The sequence below is a fragment of the Kitasatospora sp. NPDC057223 genome (assembly GCF_042669755.1).
In the GTDB taxonomy this organism is placed as follows: Bacteria; Actinomycetota; Actinomycetes; order Streptomycetales; family Streptomycetaceae; genus Kitasatospora.
Genome location: NZ_JBHUWW010000115.1, coordinates 1 through 19,030 on the forward strand (window position 1 = coordinate 1; position 19,030 = coordinate 19,030).

At 73.8% G+C, this 19,030-nt stretch carries 21 protein-coding genes; 13 read left to right on the forward strand and 8 right to left on the reverse strand.

Annotated features, from left to right (window positions below; all coding sequences use genetic code 11):
• Positions 1-164: 164 nt before the first annotated feature.
• Entirely contained in the window at positions 165-431 is a 267-nt protein-coding gene (locus tag ACFUK0_RS30530) for a hypothetical protein (RefSeq protein WP_380255699.1), read from the forward strand.
• Between the two features lie 133 nt (positions 432-564).
• On the forward strand, positions 565-891 hold the full coding sequence (locus ACFUK0_RS30535; RefSeq protein ID WP_380255700.1) for a hypothetical protein: 327 nt from the start codon (positions 565-567) through the stop codon (positions 889-891).
• Between the two features lie 10 nt (positions 892-901).
• On the opposite strand, the gene ACFUK0_RS30540 is transcribed toward ACFUK0_RS30535, so the two are convergent.
• From ACFUK0_RS30540 to ACFUK0_RS30560, 5 genes are all read right to left on the reverse strand, one after another.
• Entirely contained in the window at positions 902-1,309 is a 408-nt protein-coding gene (locus tag ACFUK0_RS30540) for a TraR/DksA family transcriptional regulator (protein WP_380255701.1), read from the reverse strand.
• Entirely contained in the window at positions 1,302-1,739 is a 438-nt protein-coding gene (locus ACFUK0_RS30545) for an SRPBCC family protein (RefSeq protein ID WP_380255702.1), read from the reverse strand. The genes ACFUK0_RS30540 and ACFUK0_RS30545 overlap by 8 nt, the downstream gene beginning before the upstream one ends.
• Positions 1,740-1,827: 88 nt before the next feature.
• On the reverse strand, positions 1,828-2,580 hold the full coding sequence (locus tag ACFUK0_RS30550; RefSeq protein WP_380255703.1) for an SOS response-associated peptidase: 753 nt from the start codon (positions 2,578-2,580) through the stop codon (positions 1,828-1,830).
• Positions 2,581-2,680: 100 nt separating this feature from the next.
• On the reverse strand, positions 2,681-4,087 hold the full coding sequence (locus ACFUK0_RS30555; protein ID WP_380255704.1) for an SMI1/KNR4 family protein: 1,407 nt from the start codon (positions 4,085-4,087) through the stop codon (positions 2,681-2,683).
• 59 nt (positions 4,088-4,146) lie between these two features.
• Positions 4,147-5,160 carry a YihY/virulence factor BrkB family protein gene (locus tag ACFUK0_RS30560; RefSeq protein WP_380255705.1) on the reverse strand — a complete coding sequence of 338 codons (1,014 nt, stop codon included), beginning with the start codon at positions 5,158-5,160 and terminating at the stop codon, positions 4,147-4,149.
• A gap of 163 nt (positions 5,161-5,323) precedes the next feature.
• On the opposite strand from ACFUK0_RS30560, the gene ACFUK0_RS30565 reads away from it, so the two are divergent.
• From ACFUK0_RS30565 to ACFUK0_RS30590, 6 genes are all read left to right on the forward strand, one after another.
• A complete protein-coding gene (locus ACFUK0_RS30565) occupies positions 5,324-7,027 on the forward strand; it encodes a diacylglycerol kinase family protein (RefSeq protein ID WP_380255706.1) in 1,704 nt (567 codons plus the stop codon).
• A complete protein-coding gene (locus ACFUK0_RS30570; RefSeq protein WP_380255707.1) occupies positions 7,027-7,980 on the forward strand; it encodes a YihY/virulence factor BrkB family protein in 954 nt (317 codons plus the stop codon). The genes ACFUK0_RS30565 and ACFUK0_RS30570 overlap by 1 nt, the downstream gene beginning before the upstream one ends.
• Before the next feature lie 63 nt (positions 7,981-8,043).
• Entirely contained in the window at positions 8,044-8,820 is a 777-nt protein-coding gene (locus tag ACFUK0_RS30575) for a phosphatase PAP2 family protein (RefSeq protein ID WP_380255708.1), read from the forward strand.
• A 145-nt stretch (positions 8,821-8,965) separates the two neighbouring features.
• On the forward strand, positions 8,966-10,177 hold the full coding sequence (locus ACFUK0_RS30580; protein WP_380255725.1) for a phosphatidylserine/phosphatidylglycerophosphate/cardiolipin synthase family protein: 1,212 nt from the start codon (positions 8,966-8,968) through the stop codon (positions 10,175-10,177).
• 76 nt (positions 10,178-10,253) lie between these two features.
• On the forward strand, positions 10,254-10,541 hold the full coding sequence (locus tag ACFUK0_RS30585) for a GlsB/YeaQ/YmgE family stress response membrane protein (protein WP_380255709.1): 288 nt from the start codon (positions 10,254-10,256) through the stop codon (positions 10,539-10,541).
• 165 nt (positions 10,542-10,706) lie between these two features.
• Positions 10,707-11,594, forward strand: a complete 888-nt coding sequence (locus tag ACFUK0_RS30590; protein ID WP_380255710.1) for a SigB/SigF/SigG family RNA polymerase sigma factor — start codon at positions 10,707-10,709, stop codon at positions 11,592-11,594.
• 26 nt (positions 11,595-11,620) lie between these two features.
• Here ACFUK0_RS30590 and ACFUK0_RS30595 read toward each other — a convergent pair whose 3' ends face one another.
• Both ACFUK0_RS30595 and ACFUK0_RS30600 read right to left on the reverse strand, forming a co-directional pair.
• Positions 11,621-12,058 (reverse strand): STAS domain-containing protein, encoded by a 438-nt coding sequence (locus tag ACFUK0_RS30595; protein ID WP_380255711.1) that lies wholly within the window; start codon positions 12,056-12,058, stop codon positions 11,621-11,623.
• A gap of 142 nt (positions 12,059-12,200) precedes the next feature.
• Positions 12,201-12,689 carry a MarR family winged helix-turn-helix transcriptional regulator gene (locus ACFUK0_RS30600; RefSeq protein WP_380255712.1) on the reverse strand — a complete coding sequence of 163 codons (489 nt, stop codon included), beginning with the start codon at positions 12,687-12,689 and terminating at the stop codon, positions 12,201-12,203.
• 147 nt (positions 12,690-12,836) lie between these two features.
• On the opposite strand from ACFUK0_RS30600, the gene ACFUK0_RS30605 reads away from it, so the two are divergent.
• Positions 12,837-14,030: a PP2C family protein-serine/threonine phosphatase gene (locus tag ACFUK0_RS30605; RefSeq protein ID WP_380255713.1), complete on the forward strand. Its 1,194-nt coding sequence runs from the start codon at positions 12,837-12,839 to the stop codon at positions 14,028-14,030.
• A gap of 19 nt (positions 14,031-14,049) precedes the next feature.
• Here ACFUK0_RS30605 and ACFUK0_RS30610 read toward each other — a convergent pair whose 3' ends face one another.
• Positions 14,050-14,766 carry a hypothetical protein gene (locus tag ACFUK0_RS30610; RefSeq protein ID WP_380255714.1) on the reverse strand — a complete coding sequence of 239 codons (717 nt, stop codon included), beginning with the start codon at positions 14,764-14,766 and terminating at the stop codon, positions 14,050-14,052.
• Positions 14,767-14,950: 184 nt separating this feature from the next.
• Here ACFUK0_RS30610 and ACFUK0_RS30615 point away from each other — a divergent pair, with 184 nt between their 5' ends.
• The 4 genes from ACFUK0_RS30615 to ACFUK0_RS30630 all read left to right on the forward strand — a co-directional run bounded on the left by ACFUK0_RS30615 (position 14,951) and on the right by ACFUK0_RS30630 (position 18,951).
• Positions 14,951-15,928, forward strand: a complete 978-nt coding sequence (locus tag ACFUK0_RS30615) for a formylglycine-generating enzyme family protein (protein ID WP_380255715.1) — start codon at positions 14,951-14,953, stop codon at positions 15,926-15,928.
• 79 nt (positions 15,929-16,007) lie between these two features.
• Positions 16,008-17,264 carry an ROK family protein gene (locus ACFUK0_RS30620; protein ID WP_380255716.1) on the forward strand — a complete coding sequence of 419 codons (1,257 nt, stop codon included), beginning with the start codon at positions 16,008-16,010 and terminating at the stop codon, positions 17,262-17,264.
• The gene (locus ACFUK0_RS30625; RefSeq protein ID WP_380255717.1) at positions 17,261-18,106 is read left to right on the forward strand and encodes an ABC transporter permease; all 846 of its coding nucleotides are present in this window, start codon (positions 17,261-17,263) and stop codon (positions 18,104-18,106) included. The genes ACFUK0_RS30620 and ACFUK0_RS30625 overlap by 4 nt, the downstream gene beginning before the upstream one ends.
• Positions 18,103-18,951 (forward strand): ABC transporter ATP-binding protein, encoded by an 849-nt coding sequence (locus tag ACFUK0_RS30630; protein WP_380255718.1) that lies wholly within the window; start codon positions 18,103-18,105, stop codon positions 18,949-18,951. The genes ACFUK0_RS30625 and ACFUK0_RS30630 overlap by 4 nt, the downstream gene beginning before the upstream one ends.
• Positions 18,952-19,030 lie beyond the last annotated feature (79 nt).

Consider the following 19,030-nt stretch of genomic DNA (forward strand, 5'->3'; position numbering starts at 1 on the left):
GTCGATGCTCGCCGAGGCGGTCCACACGTGGGCCGACACCGGCAACGAGGTCTTCCTCCTCGTCGCCGACCGCCGCTCCCCGCCGCTGTCCGCCGGGCCCCGCCGAATCGCGTCGAGCCGGCCGACGAGGTTTGCAACTCCCTTTTCGTGCAAGGCGTATGGGCATGAGAGGACTCTTCGTAGCAGTCAGAACAATCGCCAACATCGCCGTCGCGATCCTGGTCGTCTGGATCCTGATGCGCCTACTGGGCGCCAACACCGGCAACTCGCTCGTGCACTGGTTCGAGCAGGCCGCCGACTGGCTGGCCGCCTGGTCCAAGGGCATCTTCAAGGTCAGCACGACCTCCGTTCAGGTGGTGCTCGACTACGGGCTCGCCGCCCTGGCCTACGGCCTCATCGGCAACCTCGGCGCCCGCCGCGAGTGGACCTGAGGCGCTTCGCCGCGACCCGCCCGGTCCACTGCGCGGACGTTGCGGCGGACATCCGGGCGGACGTTTGGGCGGGGGATTCCAGGGCAGACGTGGGCCGCCGTACCGCAGGACACGCCGACGAAAGGCCGCAGCCATGACCAACTTCGTGATCTCCCTGCCGGGCACCCTCAAGAAGGAGCTCACCCCGGCCGCGAAATCCCAGCTGCTCGCCGCACTGCAGGGCACCGACCCCCAGGAGGTCGGATCGGACCCCCAGGGCCTTGACGTGCTCACCCTGCACGAAGGCGAGCGGATCTTCACCCTCCGCCTGGAGGTGGAGGCCGAGGACAGCGCGGGGGCCGAGCGCGAGGCGGCCGCCGTGGCGACCCGGGCACTGGCCGGTGCCGGCTTCGACGAGGACACCGCACTGCTCGGCCGGCCCGCCGTCACGGCCATCGACACGGCCGCCGACACGGCGTGACCGGCCGCGTTCACCGCCGCTGCCGTCGCTCCGGCGGCGTGGCGGCGGCGCAGTCCACACAGGTCGTGGCGGCCGGGCGCACCTCCAGGCGCTCCGCCGGGACGGGCTCGCCGCAGCGCTCGCCGTAGCCGTAGTCGCCGTGGTCCAGACGCTCCAGCGCTCGGTCCAGATCGTCGAGGTGCTCCTGCGCCAGGGTGAGCAGCGAGGCGACGTGGGCTCGTTCGAAGGCGGTGCTCGAACCGTCCGGGTCGTGCTCGTCGTCGACCGCCACCAGGGCGTTCGCCTCCACGATGGCGGTGTGGTCCCGGGTGAGGCCGGCGATCTGCGCGACCGTGCCGGCCCGTTCGGCCCCGAGCCGCTCACGGGCGGCGCGGCGGTCGGCCGGGGAGACGGGGCCGCGCCCGCGACCTTCACGCATCGTCGTCCAGCAGGCGCCGCAGGACACGCCGGAAGAACACGCGGGCGCACCATGCGACCAGGGTGTCGGCGACCCGTGGCAGCGCCGCCACCCGCAGGTCCTCCCGCCACTGGACGACCGACCCCTCCGGGCGGGGCCGTACCTCGATCTCGGCCCAGCCGGTCACCACCGTCCCCCGTTTCTCCAGACGGCACAGGCCCGGGCGGTCTCCCAGCGGCGGCTGCCAGTACGTCACCTCCATCGGGTCGTCGAACCCGACCGGCCCGAGCGCGGTGCGCGCGGTGAACCCCGTCGCCGCTCCCGCGGACGCGCCGGTCACCCGGATCGCGGTGAAGGGTACCGGCCCGGCGTGCCGCTCCCAGTCCGTCATGCGGCGCCAGGTCTCCGCGGCCGGCAGCGGCGAGCGGCGGGTGATCCGGAAGAGTGCCATACGTGATCGTAAGCACCGGCGGCGTCATCCGGCCGCCCGTCGGGCACGGGTGTCAGCAGCCGTCGCCCGCCGGCGGGTCGGGGACGTGTCAGCAGCCGTCGCCCGCCAGCGGGTCGGGGACTTCGTCCAGCAGGTGGGCGCCGTTGTTGCGGACGGCGTTGACGGCGGTGGACACCGGCCGGACGGCGAGGTCGCCACCGGCGGGGGTGTGGAGCAGTTCGCGCAGCTCACCGGGGTCGGTGTGGGCCGGATCCAGCCAGTCGCCGATGTCGGCCCGGTCGACGGCGAGGGGCATGCGGTCGTGGACGCGGCCGGCCGCGTCGGTGGCCCGGGTGGTGATGATGGTGGCGGTGGTCAGCCAGGCGAGCGGGTCGTCGTCGGGCCGGCCTTTGTCCCGCCAGAACTCGTAGAGGCCGGCCATCACCAGCAGCCCGCCGTCGGCGGGGGCGATGAAGTACGGCTGCTTGAAGGCCTTCCTCCCGTCCGTGGCCGGCACGGGCACCCATTCGTAGTACCCGTCGGCGGGGATCAGGCATCGGCGGGAGGCGAAGGCCTTGCGGAAGGCGGGCTTCTCGTGGACGGTCTCGGCCCGCGCGTTGATCAGGCGGGCGCCGCCGGACGGGTCCTTCGCCCAGGAGGGCACCAGCCCCCAGCGCGCCGTGCGGAGCCGGCGGGTGATCTCACCGGTGTCCCGGTCCAGCCGCTCCAGCACCGCCCACACCTCGTCGGTGGGCGCGGTGTTCCAGTTCGGCGCGAGCGACTCGGCGGTGTCCCGGCGGGTGGCACCGAACAGTTCGACCAGGTCCTGGGGGCCCGTGGTGTTGACGAAGCGACCGCACATGTCCCGGTACCGTCCGCGGATCGAAGGGCTGCTGAAGGGCTGTACCAGTATGGGCCGCCGAGCCCGGTGACGGGCGCGCGACGCATGGGCGCACGCCCCGCTACCGCCGGGCTACCGGACCGAGGTCGCCCTCGACGGTGGTCCGGATGATCAGGGGCCGGCCCCAGAGGGCCAGGAGTTCGTTGGCGATGGCCACGACGGACAGCGGATCCTCGTCGCCGCGCGCCTCGATGGCGGCGGCCGACAGGCTGCGCGGGACGGCCCCCGCGTCGAGGAGGACGCGCCACTCCTGCGGTCCGAGCTCCAGGAACTCCAGGCCGGTCAGCCCGGCGATCTCCAACGGGTCGGCGAGCGTACCGGGGTAGGCGGTGAGGGTCCGCAGAAGCGGCAGCCCGGTGACGGGGGCGAGGCTCAGCGGCTCGTCCTCCCACACGCCGATGGACAGGACCTCCAGGCCGGGGTGGACGGCGGCCTCGATGCTCCGCAGGCTCATGATGTTGACGCGGGCCACGGCCGGCGGCCCGTCGGGGCGGCCTGCGGGATCGTCGGCGGGCTGCCCCAGCACCAGGTCGGTGAGGCAGTCGGCGAGCAGGGCCGCGCCGACGCTCTCCTCGTGGCTGAGCATGATGACCTGCCCGACGTGGCCGCGCGGGCCGGGTGTCAGGTCGACCGCGAGGACGTCCCCGCCGCCGTTGTCCCCGAAGGCGATCCAGCCGGGTGAGCCGACCAGGCCCTGCACGGCGGCGCCGGGCCGGGTGACGATCGCCTCCGTCGCCGCGATGTCCCAGCGGTAGTGGCGGGACGGCGCGTCGGCCACGTACAGGCCTTCCAGCGGCAGGAGCTCGCAGCCGACCGAGGCGAACACCCGTTGCGCCGACGCGTAGTCGTCGCCCCAGTCCTCCCACCGTGCCCGGGTCACCCGGTAGAGCGCCTTGAGCTCCTCGGGCAGCGGGACACCGAGGCGTACCTCTGCGGCAGCGATCTCCGTCTCCGTCGCGCCGACGGCCTCGGGCAGCCGCTCGCGGAGGGTGCGTTCGAGCAGCAGCGGATCCGCGGAGCGGGCTGGTCCCGCCCCGGGCACCGGCTCGGGGAGGCGGCGCCAGGGCTCGGGCAGTGAGCCCTCGACCAGGAGGAGCGCTCCCGGGTGCGGGCTGCCGAGTCCGGGCTCCACGGCGGGGCTGGGCCCGAGCAGGTGGAGCGCGGTCCTCCCGGTCGGAGTGACCTCCGCGGTGAAGGAGATGTCCTCGATGCCCGCGCCCGCCAGCGCCTTCTGCACCCGCTCCACCGCGTCGTACTGGTCCTGGTCGTCCTCGACCTGGGCGGCCCGGCCGGGCGGCGGCGGATTTCGCCGCAGGGCCAGGCTCCAGCCGTCCCGGCCGATGCGCCCGGCCACCCGGGCGGGCGTGCCGGCGGGCCGCCCCGGGAGGCCGGCCAGCAGCAGCCGCAGGACCGGCTCCCAGGTCGCGAAGTCGTTCACCGCTGCCGTGGTGGGGTTCTGATCAACCATGGGCAGACCGTACGCGGTGGCACTGACGGTCTGGGAGTGCGCACGAGGCCCGGCTCCGGTCAGGCCGCCCCTCCGGCCTCCGGGGGAGCGGACGGGCGGTCGGCCGCCGGTTCGTCGAAGCGGACGCGTACCTCCTCGAAGGGCTTCGCGCTGGCGGCGGTGGCGTAGGAGGTGAACGCGCGGCGGTCGGCGCGGGTCAGCCGGGCCCGGTCGGAGAAGGGCCCGCCCAGGTTGCGCGGCCAGAGCCCGCGGGCCCGCACCGAGGTGCACTCGGCGCACACCACCAGGGTGAACGCGCCGAGGTAGAGCCAGGCGATCAGGCCCAGCACGATGCCGAACAGACCGTAGGTGGCGGTGGCGCCCTTGAGCTCGTGCCCGACGTAGTAGGTGCTGACGGACAGCAGGAGCTGCCACACCAGGGCCCCCGCGACGGCCTCCGGCCAGAGCGCCGGAACGGTGAGCGGACGGGCGGTCAGCACCTTGAAGGTGAGCACGATCAGTGCCGCGTTGACGGCCACCGACAGCAGCATCCCGCCGCCCCGGACGGCCAGGTTCACGGCGGTGCCGTAGGAGTGGGTGCCGGTGGCGACGGCGGCCAACGCGGTGGTCAGGGCGATGCCCAGGGCCAGCACGACGAGGAGCACCAGGCTGCGCAGCCGGGAGACCAGCGGGTTGGGCCGCTCGTGCTGCGGGACGGCCCAGACGGTGTTGAGCGCGTTCTGGGTCGCCTGCGCCACCCCGAGCGCGCCGTACAGCACACCGCCGATGCCGACCGCCAGCGCGAAGCCGTTGCCGTGGAAGGAGTGGATGTTCTCGCCCAACTGGTCGCCGATCACCGGGAACTGGCCGAGCGCCGAGTTGAGCACGTCCTGCTGGAGGCCGGGGTTGCCGTTCAGGGCGAAGCCGAGGACGGTGACCAGCAGGAGCAGCATCGGGAACAGCGAGAGGAACCCGTAGTAGGTGATCAGGGCGGCGAGGTAGGAGCCCTGGTCGTCGACGAACTTGTAGACCACGGCGACGCCGACCCCCGCCCATCGGTGTGTGCGCTGGTAGTGGTCCAGTCTGCCGATCATCCCCAAGGCCGTGGTCCTGTCCGGTCGAAGCGGGCCCCGGCCCGGCCGGGATGCCCGCCGACTACCCGCTCCGGCCGCCCTGCATGCCACGCCCGGCCCGTCGCCACCGGGTGCCCGCGCACCGGGTGCGGATGAGCCGGTGAAACAGGGGCAGACGGCCCGCATGACTGCGAATCGAAGACACCCCGTGCGGCGCGCCGCGGTGTCCCTGCTGGGGTTGCTGGCGCTGCTGGTGATCCTCGGATCGGTGCTGGGCGGCCGGCCGGCCACGGCCGAGGACGGTGTCAACCGGACACTCGCGGCGCACCGCGACGGGTTCTGGGACAGCGTCAGCTCCTGGGTGTCGGCGGCGGGTTCCACCCCGGTCGTGGTGGGTGTCACGGTGCTCTGCCTGCTGGCCCTGCTGATACTGCCGGGCCAGGGCCGGGGCCGGGGCCGGGGCGAGGGCCGGGGTCGGCGGCCGCAGGCGGCGTTCCTCGGCTTCGCCGTCGCGGTGCAGTCGCTGGTCTTCCTGCTCACCACCGTCTGCGTGGAGCGGCGGCGCCCCGGCGTCGTGCCGCTGGACGTCTCCCCGCCGACGTCGAGCTTCCCGTCCGGCCACACCGGCGCCGCGCTCGCGCTGTACGGCGGCCTGGCGGTGCTCGCCCACCTCCGGCTGCGGCGGCCGTGGCGGGCGCCGGTCGTCACCCTGCTGCTCCTGCTGCCGCTGCTGGTCGGCGCGAGCCGGCTGTACCGGGGCATGCACCACCCCACCGATGTCGCGGCGGCGCTGCTCAACGGCGCGGTGGTGCTCTACGTCTCGGCCCGGCTGTTCCTGCCGGGCCGGGACGCACCGCACCCCGGCTCCGCCCCGGAGCCCGCCGCGCCGCCCGCCGTAGCCGGTACCCGGGTCGCCGTGGTGGTCAATCCGCTGGTCACCGACCACGCCACCCGCGAGCAGATCCGTGCCGCGCTGGAGCGCGCCGGCTACCGGGAACCGGAGTTCACCGAGACGACGGAGGCGGATTCCGGCGCCCGGGCCACCGCCCGGGCGGTGCGCTCCGGCGCCGGACTCGTGGTGGCCTGCGGCGGCGACGGCACGGTGACGGCGTGCGCCGGTGCCCTGGCGGGCACGGCCGTGCCGCTGCTGGTGGTGCCGTGCGGCACCGGGAACCTGCTGGCCCGCAACCTGGGCCTGCCGAGGGACGCCCGCCGGGCCCTCGCCCTGGGCCTCGCGGCCGAGCCCTGGGCCGCCGACCTGGTGCTCGCCCGGGCGGACGGCATGCCCGACACCTACGTCACCGCGATGGCCGGCGCCGGGCTGGACGCGGAGATCATGGCCGCCGCCGATCGGCGGCTGAAGAACCTGATCGGCTGGCCGGCCTACGGCGTCGCCGCGTTGCGGCACCTGCGGGCTCCCAGGCTCCGGCTGACCGTCAGCCTGGACGGCCGTCCGCCGCTGGAGCGCCGGGCCCGGATGGTGGTGGCGGGGAACGTCGGCGCGATCCAGGGCGGTCTGCGGCTGCTGCCCGCTGCCCGCCCGGACGACGGCCTGCTCGACCTGGTGCTCTTCGACCCCCGGGGCCCGCTGGACTGGCTGCGCGCCCTGCGGGTGCTCACCGCCGGTACCTCCGGGGCCGGCGGGGGAGTGCGGTCGGGCGAGGTACGCGGGCCGCTGGAGTACCTGCGGGCCGAGCGGGTGGAGCTGGCCTTCGGCCGGTCCGTGCGGCGCGAGCTGGACGGCGACCCGGTGCCGGCGGGGCGCACCCTGCGGCTCGACGTCCGGCCGGGTGCGCTGCTGCTGCGCGCCCCCCGGCCGGACCCCGCGCCCGCCCGTCCGGGGGACGGGGCCCGGGAGCACGCCGTGACCGTGGAGAGGAGCAGCTGATGGGCACCGCGAACCGGGTGCGGCCCTCGCACGATCCGCAGGGGGAGGAACTCTCCGGCGACGAGGCGCTGGCGGCCCTGCGGGACTACGGCCGCTGGCGCCTGGCCCGGGACGCCTTCCTGCGCTTCCGTTACGCCGACGGATTCAGCCATGCGCGGGCGCTGGCCTTCCAGACGGCCCTCGCACTGGTCCCGTTCCTCATCGCGGTGGTCGGACTCTCCGCCGTCCTGCACAGCGACCGCCTCGGCCAGGTCACCGAGCTGACCCTGCGCCGCCTGGCCACCGGGCCCAGCTCCGACATGGTCAAGCAGGTACTGGACCGCAGCCGCGAACGGGCCGACGACGGCGGTGAGGTCGCGCTCTGGCTGGGCGCGCTGTTCTCACTGGTGAACATCGCCACCGCGATGTGCCAGATCGAACGCGGCGCCAACCGGATCTACGGCGTCGAGCGGGACCGCCCGTTCCACCTGAAGTACTCCCGCGGCCTCCTGATGGCGGTCACCGCCGGGCTGCCGCTCGGCCTCGGCTTCGTCCTGATGGTCGCGGGCGGGGAGATCGCCCGGTCGGCCGGCGAGGTGTACGGCTTCGGCTCCGGCGTGGCCGCCGCCTGGAGCCTGCTGCGCTGGCCGGTCGGCGTGCTGCTGGCCCTGCTGTCGGCCAGCGTGATCTTCCGGCGGGCGCCGAGGCGGGTCCAGCCCGGCTACACCTGGCTGGCCTTCGGTGCGGCCGTCTACCTGGTGCTGTGGACGGCACTCACCTGGGCACTCGGCTTCTACCTGCGTCTGAGCGGCTCCTTCGACGCGGTCTACGGACCGCTGAGCGCCTTCGTCTCCCTGCTGGTCTGGGCGTACCTGACCGCCATCGCCCTGTTCCTCGGGCTCGCCTTCGCGGCCCAGCTGGAGGCCGTCCGCGGTGGCCAGACCCGACCGGTGAAACCCGACCCGGGGGCGTGAGCGCCCGCGCCCCACCCCGTCCGGGCGGCTGTTTCGCCTCGGACGGGGTAGGCGGACCGCATCATGGGACCGACACCGACCACTCTCCCGCCGCCGACCCGCGCCGGGACGGACCGCCGCTTCGCCACCCGGCTGCTGCTGGCCGTCCTTGCGTTCGCGGCGGCGGCCGTGCCGTTCGGCGTGCTGCTGCTGCTGGTCGAGGCCCACTGGGGGCCGCTGCGCCGGCTCGACCAGCGAGCCGCGACCGCCCTGCACTCCGCCGTGCTGGCGCACCCGGCACTGCTCGACCTGCTCCGGGTGGCCAGCAACGTCCTGTGGGGCCCGTGGACGATGCGACTGCTGGTGGCGGCCGTCGTCTGCTGGCTCGCCGCCCGCCGGGCCTGGCGCCTCGCGCTGTGGGCCGCGCTCACCGTGACCGCCTCCGGGCTCATCGGGCTGCTGGTCAAGGAGATCGTCGCCCGCACCCGCCCGGCGCTGCCCGAGCCGGTCGCGCACGCGGCGGGCTTCTCCTTCCCGTCCGGCCACGCCATGACCGCGATGACCTGCTGCGCGGTGCTGCTCCTCGTGCTGCTCCCGGTGATCCACCGGCGGTGGCGGCCGGTGGCGTGGATCGCGGCTGTCGTCCCGGTGCTCGGGGTCGGCCTCACCCGGGTCGCGCTCGGCGTGCACTGGGTGAGCGACGTGCTCGGCGGCTGGCTGCTGGGCCTCGCCCTGGTGGCCGCGACCGCATGGGCCTTCGAGGCCTGGCGGATGGAGGCGGGCCGCGGCGTCGCGCCCGTCACCGAGGGCCTGGAGCCCGAGCTGAGCACGCCCGGCCCGCCGGAACCGCCCCCGGCCTGACCGAGTCCGCCCGCGCCGCCCCCCGGCGCCCCGTCCGATCCCGATCCGCACCGCTGCCACGCGCCGCGATGCGGTGCCTTCGACCGCCGAACCCGACCCAGGAGACCCCGTGATCCACGAGAGCGCCGCGCTGCGGCCACGCATCATCGGCCAGCAGGAGCAGGAGCAGGAGCAGGAGCAGGAGCAGGAGCAGGACGTCGCCGCCCGCAAGCAGGCGCTGCGCCGTCGTCTGGAGCGGCTGATCGGGATCGCCGCGACCGAGGGGAACGAGCTGCTCCCGCTGCGCAACGGCGACGAGATCTTCCCGGCGATGCTGGAGGCGATCGAGGGCGCCCGCCACACGATCGACATGACGACATTCGTCTACTGGCGCGGGGACATCGCGCACCGCTTCGCGCACGCCCTCGCAGGGAAGGCCCGCGAGGGCGTCCGGGTCCGGCTGCTGCTGGACGGGTTCGGCAGCCGGCTGATCGAGCAGGGGCTGCTGGACGAGATGGACCGCTCCGGTGTGGACGTCGCCTGGTTCCGCAGGCCGGCCTGGCTGTCCCCCCTCAAGCAGAACCACCGCTGCCACCGCAAGGTGCTGGTGGTCGACGCGGAGACGGCGTTCACCGGTGGTGTGGGCATCGCCGAGGAGTGGTGCGGCGACGCCCGCAATCCGCAGGAGTGGCGTGACACGCACGTCCAGGTGTGCGGCCCGGCGGTGGACGGGATAGCGGCGGCGTTCGCGCAGAACTGGGCCGAGTGCCGGGCGAACGGCCTGTTCGACCCGGAGGACCGCTTCGACGAGCACGAGCAGCCCGGGGGCGCCGTCGTCCAGGTCGTCCGGGGCTCCGCCAGTGTGGGGTGGCAGGACATGCAGACCCTGCTACGGGTGGTGATCACCTCGGCGCGGCGCAGGCTCCGGCTGGCCACCGCGTACTTCGCGCCGGACCGCTACTTCGTCGACCTGCTGTGCGACGCGGCCGGACGCGGTGTCGAGGTGGAGATCCTGCTGCCCGGCCCGCACACCGACAAGCGGGTCTGCCAGCTCGCCGGCGAACGCTTCTTCGAGGACCTGACCGCCGCCGGTGTCCGGATCTGGCAGTACCAGCCGACCATGATGCACGCCAAGGTCATCACCGTGGACGGCATCGCCACGCTGGTGGGCTCCACCAACTTCAACCGGCGCTCGCTGGACCACGACGAGGAGATCATGCTCACCGTCATCGACGAGCACTTCACGGCCCGCCTGGACGGCCACTTCGACGAGGACCTCGCGGTGAGCGAACCGCTCGACCCCGTGCGCTGGCGGCGCCGCTCGGCCGGCCGGCGGGCACTGGAGGCGGCCACGGGGCCGATCCGGCACTTCCTCTGAATTCGGGTTTGGTCCCGCACCGAGGGGTGAGACGGCGGTTGCAAGAACTCCGCGAACACTGGAAGGACCGGTACTCATGGGCATCATCGCGTGGATCGTCATCGGACTCGTCGCCGGGTTCATCGCCAAGGCCATCGTGCCCGGGAAGGACCCGGGCGGCGTCATCGTCACCATGCTCCTGGGCATCGTCGGCGGCCTGCTCGGCGGCTGGCTCGGCAAGGTGATCTTCGGCGTGGACTCGATAGACGGGTTCTTCGACCTCTCGACCTGGATCGCCGCCGTCGTCGGCTCCGTCATCGTGCTGGGCGTCTACCACGCCGTCGCCGGCCGGGGCCACTCGCACCACCGTGGCTCCCACGCCTGACCGGACCCGCCTTCGCGCAGCCCACGCCGACGCCGCCCTCTCACCGGGGGCGGCGTCGGCGTAGGCTCTCAGGGGACGGCCGGCCGCGGAGAGTGGGCGGGTCCGTCACAGCGTGCGAGCGGGTCGGCGCTGACCGCGAATGACCGATCAGGGAGAGTGATCTTCATGACCGTCCTTCAGGACAGGGCGACCTTTGCCGCAGGGCACGCCGGGCAGGGCAGCACCGCTGCTGCCGCCGCCGTGCCGGTGCGTCGGCCGGCCGGGAACCCGTTGGAGATGTCCTCGGCGGACGCCCGGGCGCTGTCCAGGGACTTGTTCCTGCGGCTGCGGCAGCTGGAGGAGGGCACCCGGGAGTACTCCTACGTCCGCGGCACCCTGATCGAGCTGAACACGGCGCTGGTCAAGTTCGCCGCCGGCCGCTTCCGCCACCGCAGCGAGCCGATGGAGGACATCCTCCAGGTCGGCACGGTCGGCCTGATCAAGGCCATCGACCGGTTCGACCCCACGCAGGAGTACGAGTTCGTCACCTTCGCGCTGCCCACCATCACCGGCGAGATCAAGCGCTTCTTCCGTGACACCAGCTGGATGGTCCACGTCCCGCGCCGGATGCAGGAACTGCGCCTCGCCCTGGCCAGGGCCTCCGACGAACTCGAACAGAGCCTGGACCGGGCGCCCACGTCGAGGGAACTCGCGGACCACCTGGCCATGGACGAGGCGGAGGTCCGCGAAGGCCTGAAGGCCGCAGCGGCCTACAGCGCCCACTCCCTCGACGTGCCCGCCGGCGCCGACGACTCCGCCGGAGCCGGTGGCAGCCTCAGCGACCGGTTCGCCGTCGAGGAGGACGGCTTCGACGCCGTCCTGCACGTGGAGAGCCTCAAGCCCCTGATCGCGGCCCTGCCCGAGCGCGAGCGCGCGATCCTCTCGATGCGCTTCGGCGCCGAGATGACCCAGTCGCAGATCGGCGAGGGCCTGGGGCTGTCCCAGATGCACATCTCCCGCATCCTCACCCGCACCCTGAAGGACCTGCGTACGGCCCTGCTCGCCGAGGAATGACGTGACGCGGCCGGGCGCGCCGGGAGCTACGAGCCGGTGCGGGCGGTTGCCGGCACGGCCAGTGGGCTGCGGGGCGGGGGGAGCGTCGGCCGGGCGTCCAGGGCGCCGGCCGTGCCGGTGAGGTCCATGATCCTCAGGACGGCGCGCGAGGTGGACGCCAGGTGGAAGGTCGCTCCGGCCTCGGTGATGCGCCGCCGGGTGCGGAGCAGGGTCCGCAGGCCCGCGCAGTCGCAGAAGGCCACGGCCGCGAGGTCGAGCAGCAGGATGCGCGGATGGCCCAGGAGGCCCTCCTCCACCGCGGAGGTGAGCAGGTGGGCGGTGTCCATGTCGAGTTCGCCCTGGACCTGGACGGTGGTGAGCGGGCCGGCGGCGGAGATCCGGGTGCTCAGGAGTTCTGCCGGCTCGGCCTGCGGGGTGTGCGGGCTGTTCCGGGTACCGGCCGTGGCGGGCGGTCGTTCGGCCAACAAAGAGGCCTCCCTTCGCCGGGCGACGCCGAAGCGGGCACCCGGGCACCGCAAGCTGCGGTACGGCTACCCTAGGTGCAACAGTTGCCATTGAGCAACATTTCACTGAGTCAGTGATCTGCGACGCACCCCGCCGGCGGCCTCAGGCGCCGTGGCCGGCGACGGGCGCGCCCGCCAGCCCGGGATGGCCCTCGGCGGCGTCCCGGAAGCCGCGCAGGCCGGTGATCAGGGCCTGCCGCGCCGCCGGCCGCATCGCGGCGAGGACTCCCTGCAACTCCAGCTCCCGCCGCGATCGGAGCTCGCCGAGGAAGTCCTGCCCCGAGTCGGTGAGATGCAGTTCGAGCTCGCGGCGGCTGGTGGCACTGGCGCTGCGGCGGACGAAGCCGACGGCCTCCAGGCGGTCGCACAGCCGGCTGACCGACGAGGCGCTGGAGCCGAGCTCCTCGGTGAGCGCCCGCAGGTTGGTGCCCTCGTTCCGCTCCAGGACGTACAGCACGCGCAGTTGGGAGACGGACACCGGTGCGGTGGAGATCTCCCGGCCGCCGCCCCAGAGCACCTCCAGCAGCTCCACCACGGACGAAGCGACACCCGCAGCGTCTGAGGGGGCCGCGAGGGGGGAGACGTTGTCCATGGGGAACATTTTCGCATCCCCGCCGGACAACGGAACCACCGGACAAGAGAAACACCGGACATCGGAACCGCCGGACAACAGAACGACCGGACATCAGAACCACCCGTCGGCCGGATCGGCCGGCCCCGGAGGAGAGGACCAACCGCCGTGACGACCGACTTGGCCGCCGTCGAGCGGGCTCTGCGCGCCGCCGCCCCCTACGCCCTGCTCGACGCGGTGCGCACCACTCTCACCGCGCGCTACCCGGTGCGCGACGTCGAGCTGCTCATGGCCGACTACAGCCTGACCGTGCTGCAACAGGTCACGGACCTGCCGCACACCGCCGAACCCGTGCCCGCCCACAGCAGCCCGGCGGGGCGCGCATTCGGTGCGCAACGGCCGTACCTGCAGAAGGCGGACGGTGCGGACGCCGACATCCTGCACCTGCCCGTCTCGGTCCGCGGCGACCGCCTCGGCGTGCTCAGCCTCACCCTGACCGGGCCGGGCCTGGCTGACGGGACGAGCGAGGAACTGGCGGAGATCGCCGAGATGCTCGGCCACCAGATCGTGGTGGCCGAACGCGACACCGACCTCTACCTCCAGGCCCGCCGCAAGGACCGCCTCACCCTCGCCGCCGAGATGCAGTGGCAGCTGCTCCCCGCCCGGGCGTGCGCCCGCGAGGAGTACGCCATCGGCGCCCAGCTGGAGCCCGCCTACGCCATCCACGGCGACAACTTCGACTGGTCGGCCACCGGGGACCGGCTCACCCTGACCATCACCAACGGCATGGGCGAGGGCATCGACGCCTCGCTGCTCACCAACCTCGCCATCAACGCCCTCCGCAACGCCCGCCGTGCCGGTGTGGACATCGCCGACCAGGCCGCGCTCGCCGACCAGGCCGTCTGGGCGCAGTACCAGGGTGCGGCGCACGTGTCCGTCCTGCTCCTGGAGTTCCACCTCGACACCGGGCTGGTGGAGATCGTGGACGCGGGCTCCCCGCAGCTGGTGAGACTGCGCTCCGGTTCGGTGGAGCGGATCCCGTTCGAGGCGCAGTTGCCGCTCGGTCTGGCCGACGACACCCCCTACGCCGCCCAGCAGATCCGGGTCGTGCCGGGGGACCGGCTGATCTTCGTCAGCGACGGCGTGCACGCGGTGGCCTCCGCGGGCGGTGAGGCGTACGGCGAGAAGGCGCTCGCCCGGGCGATCCTGGCCACCCGGATGCTCCCGGCCGCCGAAGTGCCCCGGGCGATCCTGACCGAGCTCGCGCGCCACCGGCGCGACATGCCGGACGACGACGCCCTGATCGTCTGTCTCGACTGGTACGGCCGCCACCCCGCACCGGCCGACGCCCGCCCGGCCTGAGGGCGCGGGCTCCGCGCCCTCACTGCAGGACGCCGACCGCGCGGGCGATCACCAGGAGCGAGGTCAGCAGGGCGGCGACGCTCTCGATGCTCATCAGGAGCTTGGCCCGGGTGGACAGCGGCATGGTGTCCGTGGGGCTGAAGGCGGTCGAGTTGGTCAGCGAGACGTACAGGTAGTCGGGCAGGCTGGGCACCCAGTCGGAGGAGATGCTGGCCCCCTCGGCGACCTCCTCGACGGCGTCGTGGTTCTCGTCCTGGGAGAACCGGAAGTCGGCCGGCGGGAGTTCGGCGCGCGGGGCCTGGGTGCGGCTGACCGGCCCGCCTCGGTCGAGCTCCCAGTAGGCGAGGCCGAAGACGATGACGTTGGTGAGCCAGATCTGCAGGGCGGCGGTCAGCAGTTGCCCGCCGTCCTGCACCTGCGCGGAGACCATCTCGTGAACCAGGACGCCGAGCGAGACCAGGTTGCTGGCCCCGATCAGCAGGACGAGGGCCAGCGACAGCACCCGGGAGACGCGGGTCTGGCGGGTCAGCCGCAGGGGGTTGACGGTGATCAGCGGTACGAGCAGCAGCACCTCCAGCGCCGGCAGCACGTAGCGCGGTGCGACGAGCAGCTGCTGGGGGAGGGCGAGGTAGAGGGTGACCGCCACCAGGGTCGCGATCACCGCGGGGAGGCGGGGCTCCCCGCGCCGCTGATGCCGGGGGTGCCGGCTCCGGGCGTTCCCGCGAGTACGTTTCATGGACGCGTCCTCTCACCGTGCACCTGCCGGGTGGTCGGCGGACCAGGGATCCGCGGGTCGTCGTCTTGCCGCGCGGGCGGGGTTCACACCTCGGACGGCCCGGCGGTCCGGGCCCGAACTGACGCCGTGTCCGTCGGCTCATATGATCACCAGGCCATCGATCCGCCCTGTCGGGAGAACCGTGATGAACGACGCCGCGCCCCGTGCGAACAGCTGCTGCCCGCCCGCGCGCGGAGCCACGCCGGGGGCTCACAGCATCGGGGCCGGCCCGCCGCGGCCGACGGACGCGGCGGGGGCCCGTGCGGCGCGGACGGCTGACGGCGCGGTCCTCCTCCCGGCAGGCACCTTCCTGATGGGCACCGAGGACGCCGACGGCTTCCCCGCCGACGGGGAGGGGCCCGTCCGGCAGGTCTCGGTCGGCGCCTTCCGGATCGACAGGCACGCGGTCAGCAACCGCCGGTTCGCCGAATTCGCCGCCGACACCGGCTACCTGACCGAGGCCGAGCGCTTCGGCTGGTCCTACGTCTTCGCGGGCTTCCTGCCCGGCGCACTGCGCAAGGGGGCGCCGCGGCCGGCCGAGGCACCCTGGTGGTGCGGGGTCGGCGAGGCGTGGTGGCAGGCCCCCGAAGGGCCGGGCAGCACCCTCGACGGGCGGGCCGACCACCCGGTGGTGCACGTCTCGTGGAACGACGCGGCCGAGTACTGCCGTTGGGCGGGCGGCCGGCTGCCGACCGAGGCCGAGTGGGAGTACGCGGCCCGGGGCGGACTGGAACAGCGCCGCTACGCCTGGGGCGACGAGCTGGACCCGGACGGCGAGTACCGGTGCAACATCTGGCGCGGGCGGTTCCCGACCAGGAACACCGCCGAGGACGGATACCGGGGGACGGCGCCGGTCGACGCCTTCGAGCCCAACGGCTTCGGACTGTACAACGTGGCGGGCAACGTCTGGGAGTGGTGCGCCGACCGCTGGAGCACCGACCACCTGGCCGGGCCGCCCGCAGGCCCGGCCGCCGCCCCGGACGACGCGGCGAGGGTGATGCGCGGCGGCTCGTACCTGTGCCACGCCTCCTACTGCAACCGCTACCGGGTGGCGGCCCGCACCAGGAACACGCCTGACAGTACGTCCGGGAACGTCGGTTTCCGTTGCGTGCGGGACGCCTGACGCCCTCTCGGAGTGCGGGGAGTATTGCGGCGGCATGAATATTTTTCCGGAGCATTGACGAAAAAATACGGGCCTCAGCATGCTGTGCCACATGCACAGTCAAGGTGGCCCCCTCACTCAACTGAGACGCGGGCACGAGCAGCTCGTCCTCGGTCTGCTGCGCCGGTACGGCCGGCTCAGCCGCGGCGAGCTCGGCCGGCACGCGGGGCTCTCGCGCACGACCCTGTACGACATCGTCGCCGGGCTGCTCGCGAACGGCGCCGTGGTGGCCTCGGCCAAGGACCCGGGCCCCCGCCGGCGCGGCCGTCCGGTCGAGCTGCTCACGCTGGACCCGGCGGCCGGGCAGGCCGTCGGGATCGACTTCGCCCGGCGCGCGGTGCACGTGGCCGTCGTCAACGTGGCCCACGAGGTGATCGGCTCGGCGAGCGAGGCGCATCCGGCCGGTCTGCCCTGGGAGCAGCGGGTCGACCTGGCCGAGCGCCTGGTGGGCGGCCTGGCCGGGGGAGCGCTGCGGCTCACCCCGGTCGGCGAGGTCGGCGGGATCGGGGTCGGCGTCGTCGGCCCGGTCGGTCGGACCGACGCCGGAGACACCCCGCAGCACGTCGAAGGCACCGGAGACACCGAAGGCGCCGGTGACGCCCGCGACGCGGACAAGCTGGCCGCACTGCTCAGCGAGCGCTTCGGGGCGCCCGTGCTCCTCGACAACAACACCCGGCTGGCAGCCCTCGCCGAGTCCACCTGGGGCGCGGCGGCCGGTTGCCAGGACGTGCTCTACCTCCGGCTGTCCCACGGTGTCGGCGGCGGCCTGGTGGTCGGTGGTTCGCTGCACCGGGGCATGGACGGCCTCTCCGGGGAGTTCGGCCACATCACCGTCGACCCGGCCGGTGCGCCCTGCCAGTGCGGCGGCGTCGGCTGCCTGGAGACGGTGGCCTCCGTCGGTGCCGTGCTCGGCGCCTACCGGGCGGCCGGCGGCGCCGCCGACGACGTACCTGCCCTGATCGCCGCGCTGGACTCGGGCGACGCCCGGGCACACCGGCTGCTCGCCGAGGTCGGCGAGCAGGTCGGCGGCGTGCTGGCGGCGGTGTGCAACGCGGTCGGCCCCGGGGTGATCGTCCTCGGCGGTGAGCTGGCCGAGGCGGGCGCCGCCCTTACCGGACCGGTCGAGCGGGCCCTCGACGCGCACGTGATGCCCGTCTCCCGGCGCCGCCTGACGATCCGCCGGGCCGCCCTCGGCGAGGCCGGCGGCGCGCTCGGCGGCATCGCGCTGGTGCTGCGCGAATCACCACTGCTGGCCGGCTACCCGGCAGGCCGGCCGAACCAGGAGGAGGGCACGTGAGCGGCGTCGGCACACCTGCGCGGACGACCGCGACCGCGTCGGCGGACACGTCCACGGCGCCGCTCCCGGCCCCCGGAGCCGTCGGGCGGCCCCGGCCGCGCCTCCGCCCGCTCCGGCTCAACCTGATCGCGCTGGCCCTCGGGCTGGCCGGGTGGGCGGTGCTGGCCGCGGCCGGTGTGGAGAGCCTGCCCGGGCCGCTGCCGGTGGCGCGGCGGGCCGGCGAGCTGCTCGCCGACGGCACCCTGGAGCAGGACATGCTGGCCAGCCTGCGCCGGGTCCTGCTCGGGTTCTCGCTCGGTACGCTGGCGGCCGTCCCGGTGGGCTTCCTGATGGGCTGGTACCCGCTGGCGCGCGGGCTGCTCGAACCGTACGTCCAGTTCTTCCGCACCATCCCGCCGCTGGCGCTCATCCCGCTGGCCGTGGTGCTGCTGGGCATCGGCGAGGTGCCAAAGGTGTTCGTGATCTTCCTGGCGGCGTTCCTGTCCAGTGTGGTGGCGGCGTTCCAGGGTGTCGCCGACGTGGATCCGACCCTGGTCAACGCGGCGCGGGTGCTCGGCGCCCTGGACCGCACCATCTTCCTCAAGGTGGTGGTGCCGGCCTCGGCGCCGTTCATCCTGGTCGGGATGCGGATCGGGCTCGGCTCGGCCTGGGGCACCCTGGTGGCCGCCGAGCTGATCGCCGCCCAGGAGGGCCTGGGGTTCCGGATGCAGCAGGCCCAGCTCTACTACGACCTCCCTACGATCTTCGTGGGGCTGATCGCCATCGGTGTGCTCGGCCTGGTGATGGACCGGCTGCTGCTGCTCCTCGGGCGACGCCTCACCGCCTGGCAGGAGCGCCGATGACCGCCGACAGCAGGACCGCCGCGAGCACCGCCGCGGGAGGCGCGGACAGCCGGACGGCGGCAGCCGCGCCCGCGAAGATCTCCTTCCGCGGAGTGTCCCGGACGTACCCCGTGAACGGCGCGCTGTTCACCGCCGTGGACCGGGTCGACCTGGACATCGCCGACGGGGAGTTCGTCACCGTGGTCGGGCCCTCCGGCTGCGGCAAGAGCACCCTGCTCGGCATGGCCGCCGGCCTGGTCCTGCCCACCGGAGGGCAGGTGCTGGTGGACGGCGCCGCCGTGACCGGGCCGGGGCCGGACCGGGGCGTCATCTTCCAGCAGTACGCCCTGTTCCCCTGGCTGACCGTCCGGGGCAACGTCGAGTTCGGCCTGCGCCTGGCCGGCGCGTCCGCCGCCGAGCGGCGCCGGCGGGCGGACCGGGCGATCGAGCTGGTCGGGCTCGAAGCCTTCGCCGACGCGCTGCCCAAAACCCTCTCCGGGGGTATGAAGCAGCGCTGCGCGATCGCCCGCGCCTACGCCGTGGACCCGGAGGTCCTGCTGATGGACGAGCCGTTCGGCGCACTGGACGCGCTGAGCCGGGTCCAGCTGCAGGACCAGCTGCTGGAGACCTGGACCAGGCAGCGGCGCACCGTCCTGTTCATCACCCACGACGTGGACGAGGCCGTCTACCTGGCCAACCGCGTGGTCGTGATGGCCGCCGCACCGGGCCGGATCCACACGGTCGTCGACGTCGACCTGCCCTACCCGCGGACCGAGGAGATCCGGCTCTCGCCCGCGTTCGGCCAGCTGCGCAACCAGGTCTGGCAGGCCGTGCACCACCGGCCGCGCGCCGCGCCCGCGCTCTGACGGGCCGTCCGGCCCGGCACCTGCCCCTTCGACAGTTCCCGACCCGACCGACCCGACCGACCCGACCGACCCGACAAAC

Bases quoted from the DNA above. Each gene is read 5' to 3' on its own strand.
- ACFUK0_RS30620 (WP_380255716.1), top strand. From the start codon at position 16,008: ATGCTGTGCCACATGCACAGTCAAGGTGGCCCCCTCACTCAACTGAGA.
- ACFUK0_RS30555 (WP_380255704.1), bottom strand. From the start codon at position 4,087: ATGGTTGATCAGAACCCCACCACGGCAGCGGTGAACGACTTCGCGACC.
- ACFUK0_RS30570 (WP_380255707.1), top strand. From the start codon at position 7,027: ATGGGCACCGCGAACCGGGTGCGGCCCTCGCACGATCCGCAGGGGGAG.
- ACFUK0_RS30575 (WP_380255708.1), top strand. From the start codon at position 8,044: ATGGGACCGACACCGACCACTCTCCCGCCGCCGACCCGCGCCGGGACG.
- ACFUK0_RS30540 (WP_380255701.1), bottom strand. From the start codon at position 1,309: ATGCGTGAAGGTCGCGGGCGCGGCCCCGTCTCCCCGGCCGACCGCCGC.
- ACFUK0_RS30585 (WP_380255709.1), top strand. From the start codon at position 10,254: ATGGGCATCATCGCGTGGATCGTCATCGGACTCGTCGCCGGGTTCATC.
- ACFUK0_RS30590 (WP_380255710.1), top strand. From the start codon at position 10,707: ATGACCGTCCTTCAGGACAGGGCGACCTTTGCCGCAGGGCACGCCGGG.
- ACFUK0_RS30535 (WP_380255700.1), top strand. From the start codon at position 565: ATGACCAACTTCGTGATCTCCCTGCCGGGCACCCTCAAGAAGGAGCTC.
- ACFUK0_RS30550 (WP_380255703.1), bottom strand. From the start codon at position 2,580: ATGTGCGGTCGCTTCGTCAACACCACGGGCCCCCAGGACCTGGTCGAA.
- ACFUK0_RS30600 (WP_380255712.1), bottom strand. From the start codon at position 12,689: ATGGACAACGTCTCCCCCCTCGCGGCCCCCTCAGACGCTGCGGGTGTC.
- ACFUK0_RS30615 (WP_380255715.1), top strand. From the start codon at position 14,951: ATGAACGACGCCGCGCCCCGTGCGAACAGCTGCTGCCCGCCCGCGCGC.
- ACFUK0_RS30530 (WP_380255699.1), top strand. From the start codon at position 165: ATGAGAGGACTCTTCGTAGCAGTCAGAACAATCGCCAACATCGCCGTC.
- ACFUK0_RS30545 (WP_380255702.1), bottom strand. From the start codon at position 1,739: ATGGCACTCTTCCGGATCACCCGCCGCTCGCCGCTGCCGGCCGCGGAG.
- ACFUK0_RS30630 (WP_380255718.1), top strand. From the start codon at position 18,103: ATGACCGCCGACAGCAGGACCGCCGCGAGCACCGCCGCGGGAGGCGCG.
- ACFUK0_RS30565 (WP_380255706.1), top strand. From the start codon at position 5,324: ATGACTGCGAATCGAAGACACCCCGTGCGGCGCGCCGCGGTGTCCCTG.
- ACFUK0_RS30560 (WP_380255705.1), bottom strand. From the start codon at position 5,160: ATGATCGGCAGACTGGACCACTACCAGCGCACACACCGATGGGCGGGG.
- ACFUK0_RS30610 (WP_380255714.1), bottom strand. From the start codon at position 14,766: ATGAAACGTACTCGCGGGAACGCCCGGAGCCGGCACCCCCGGCATCAG.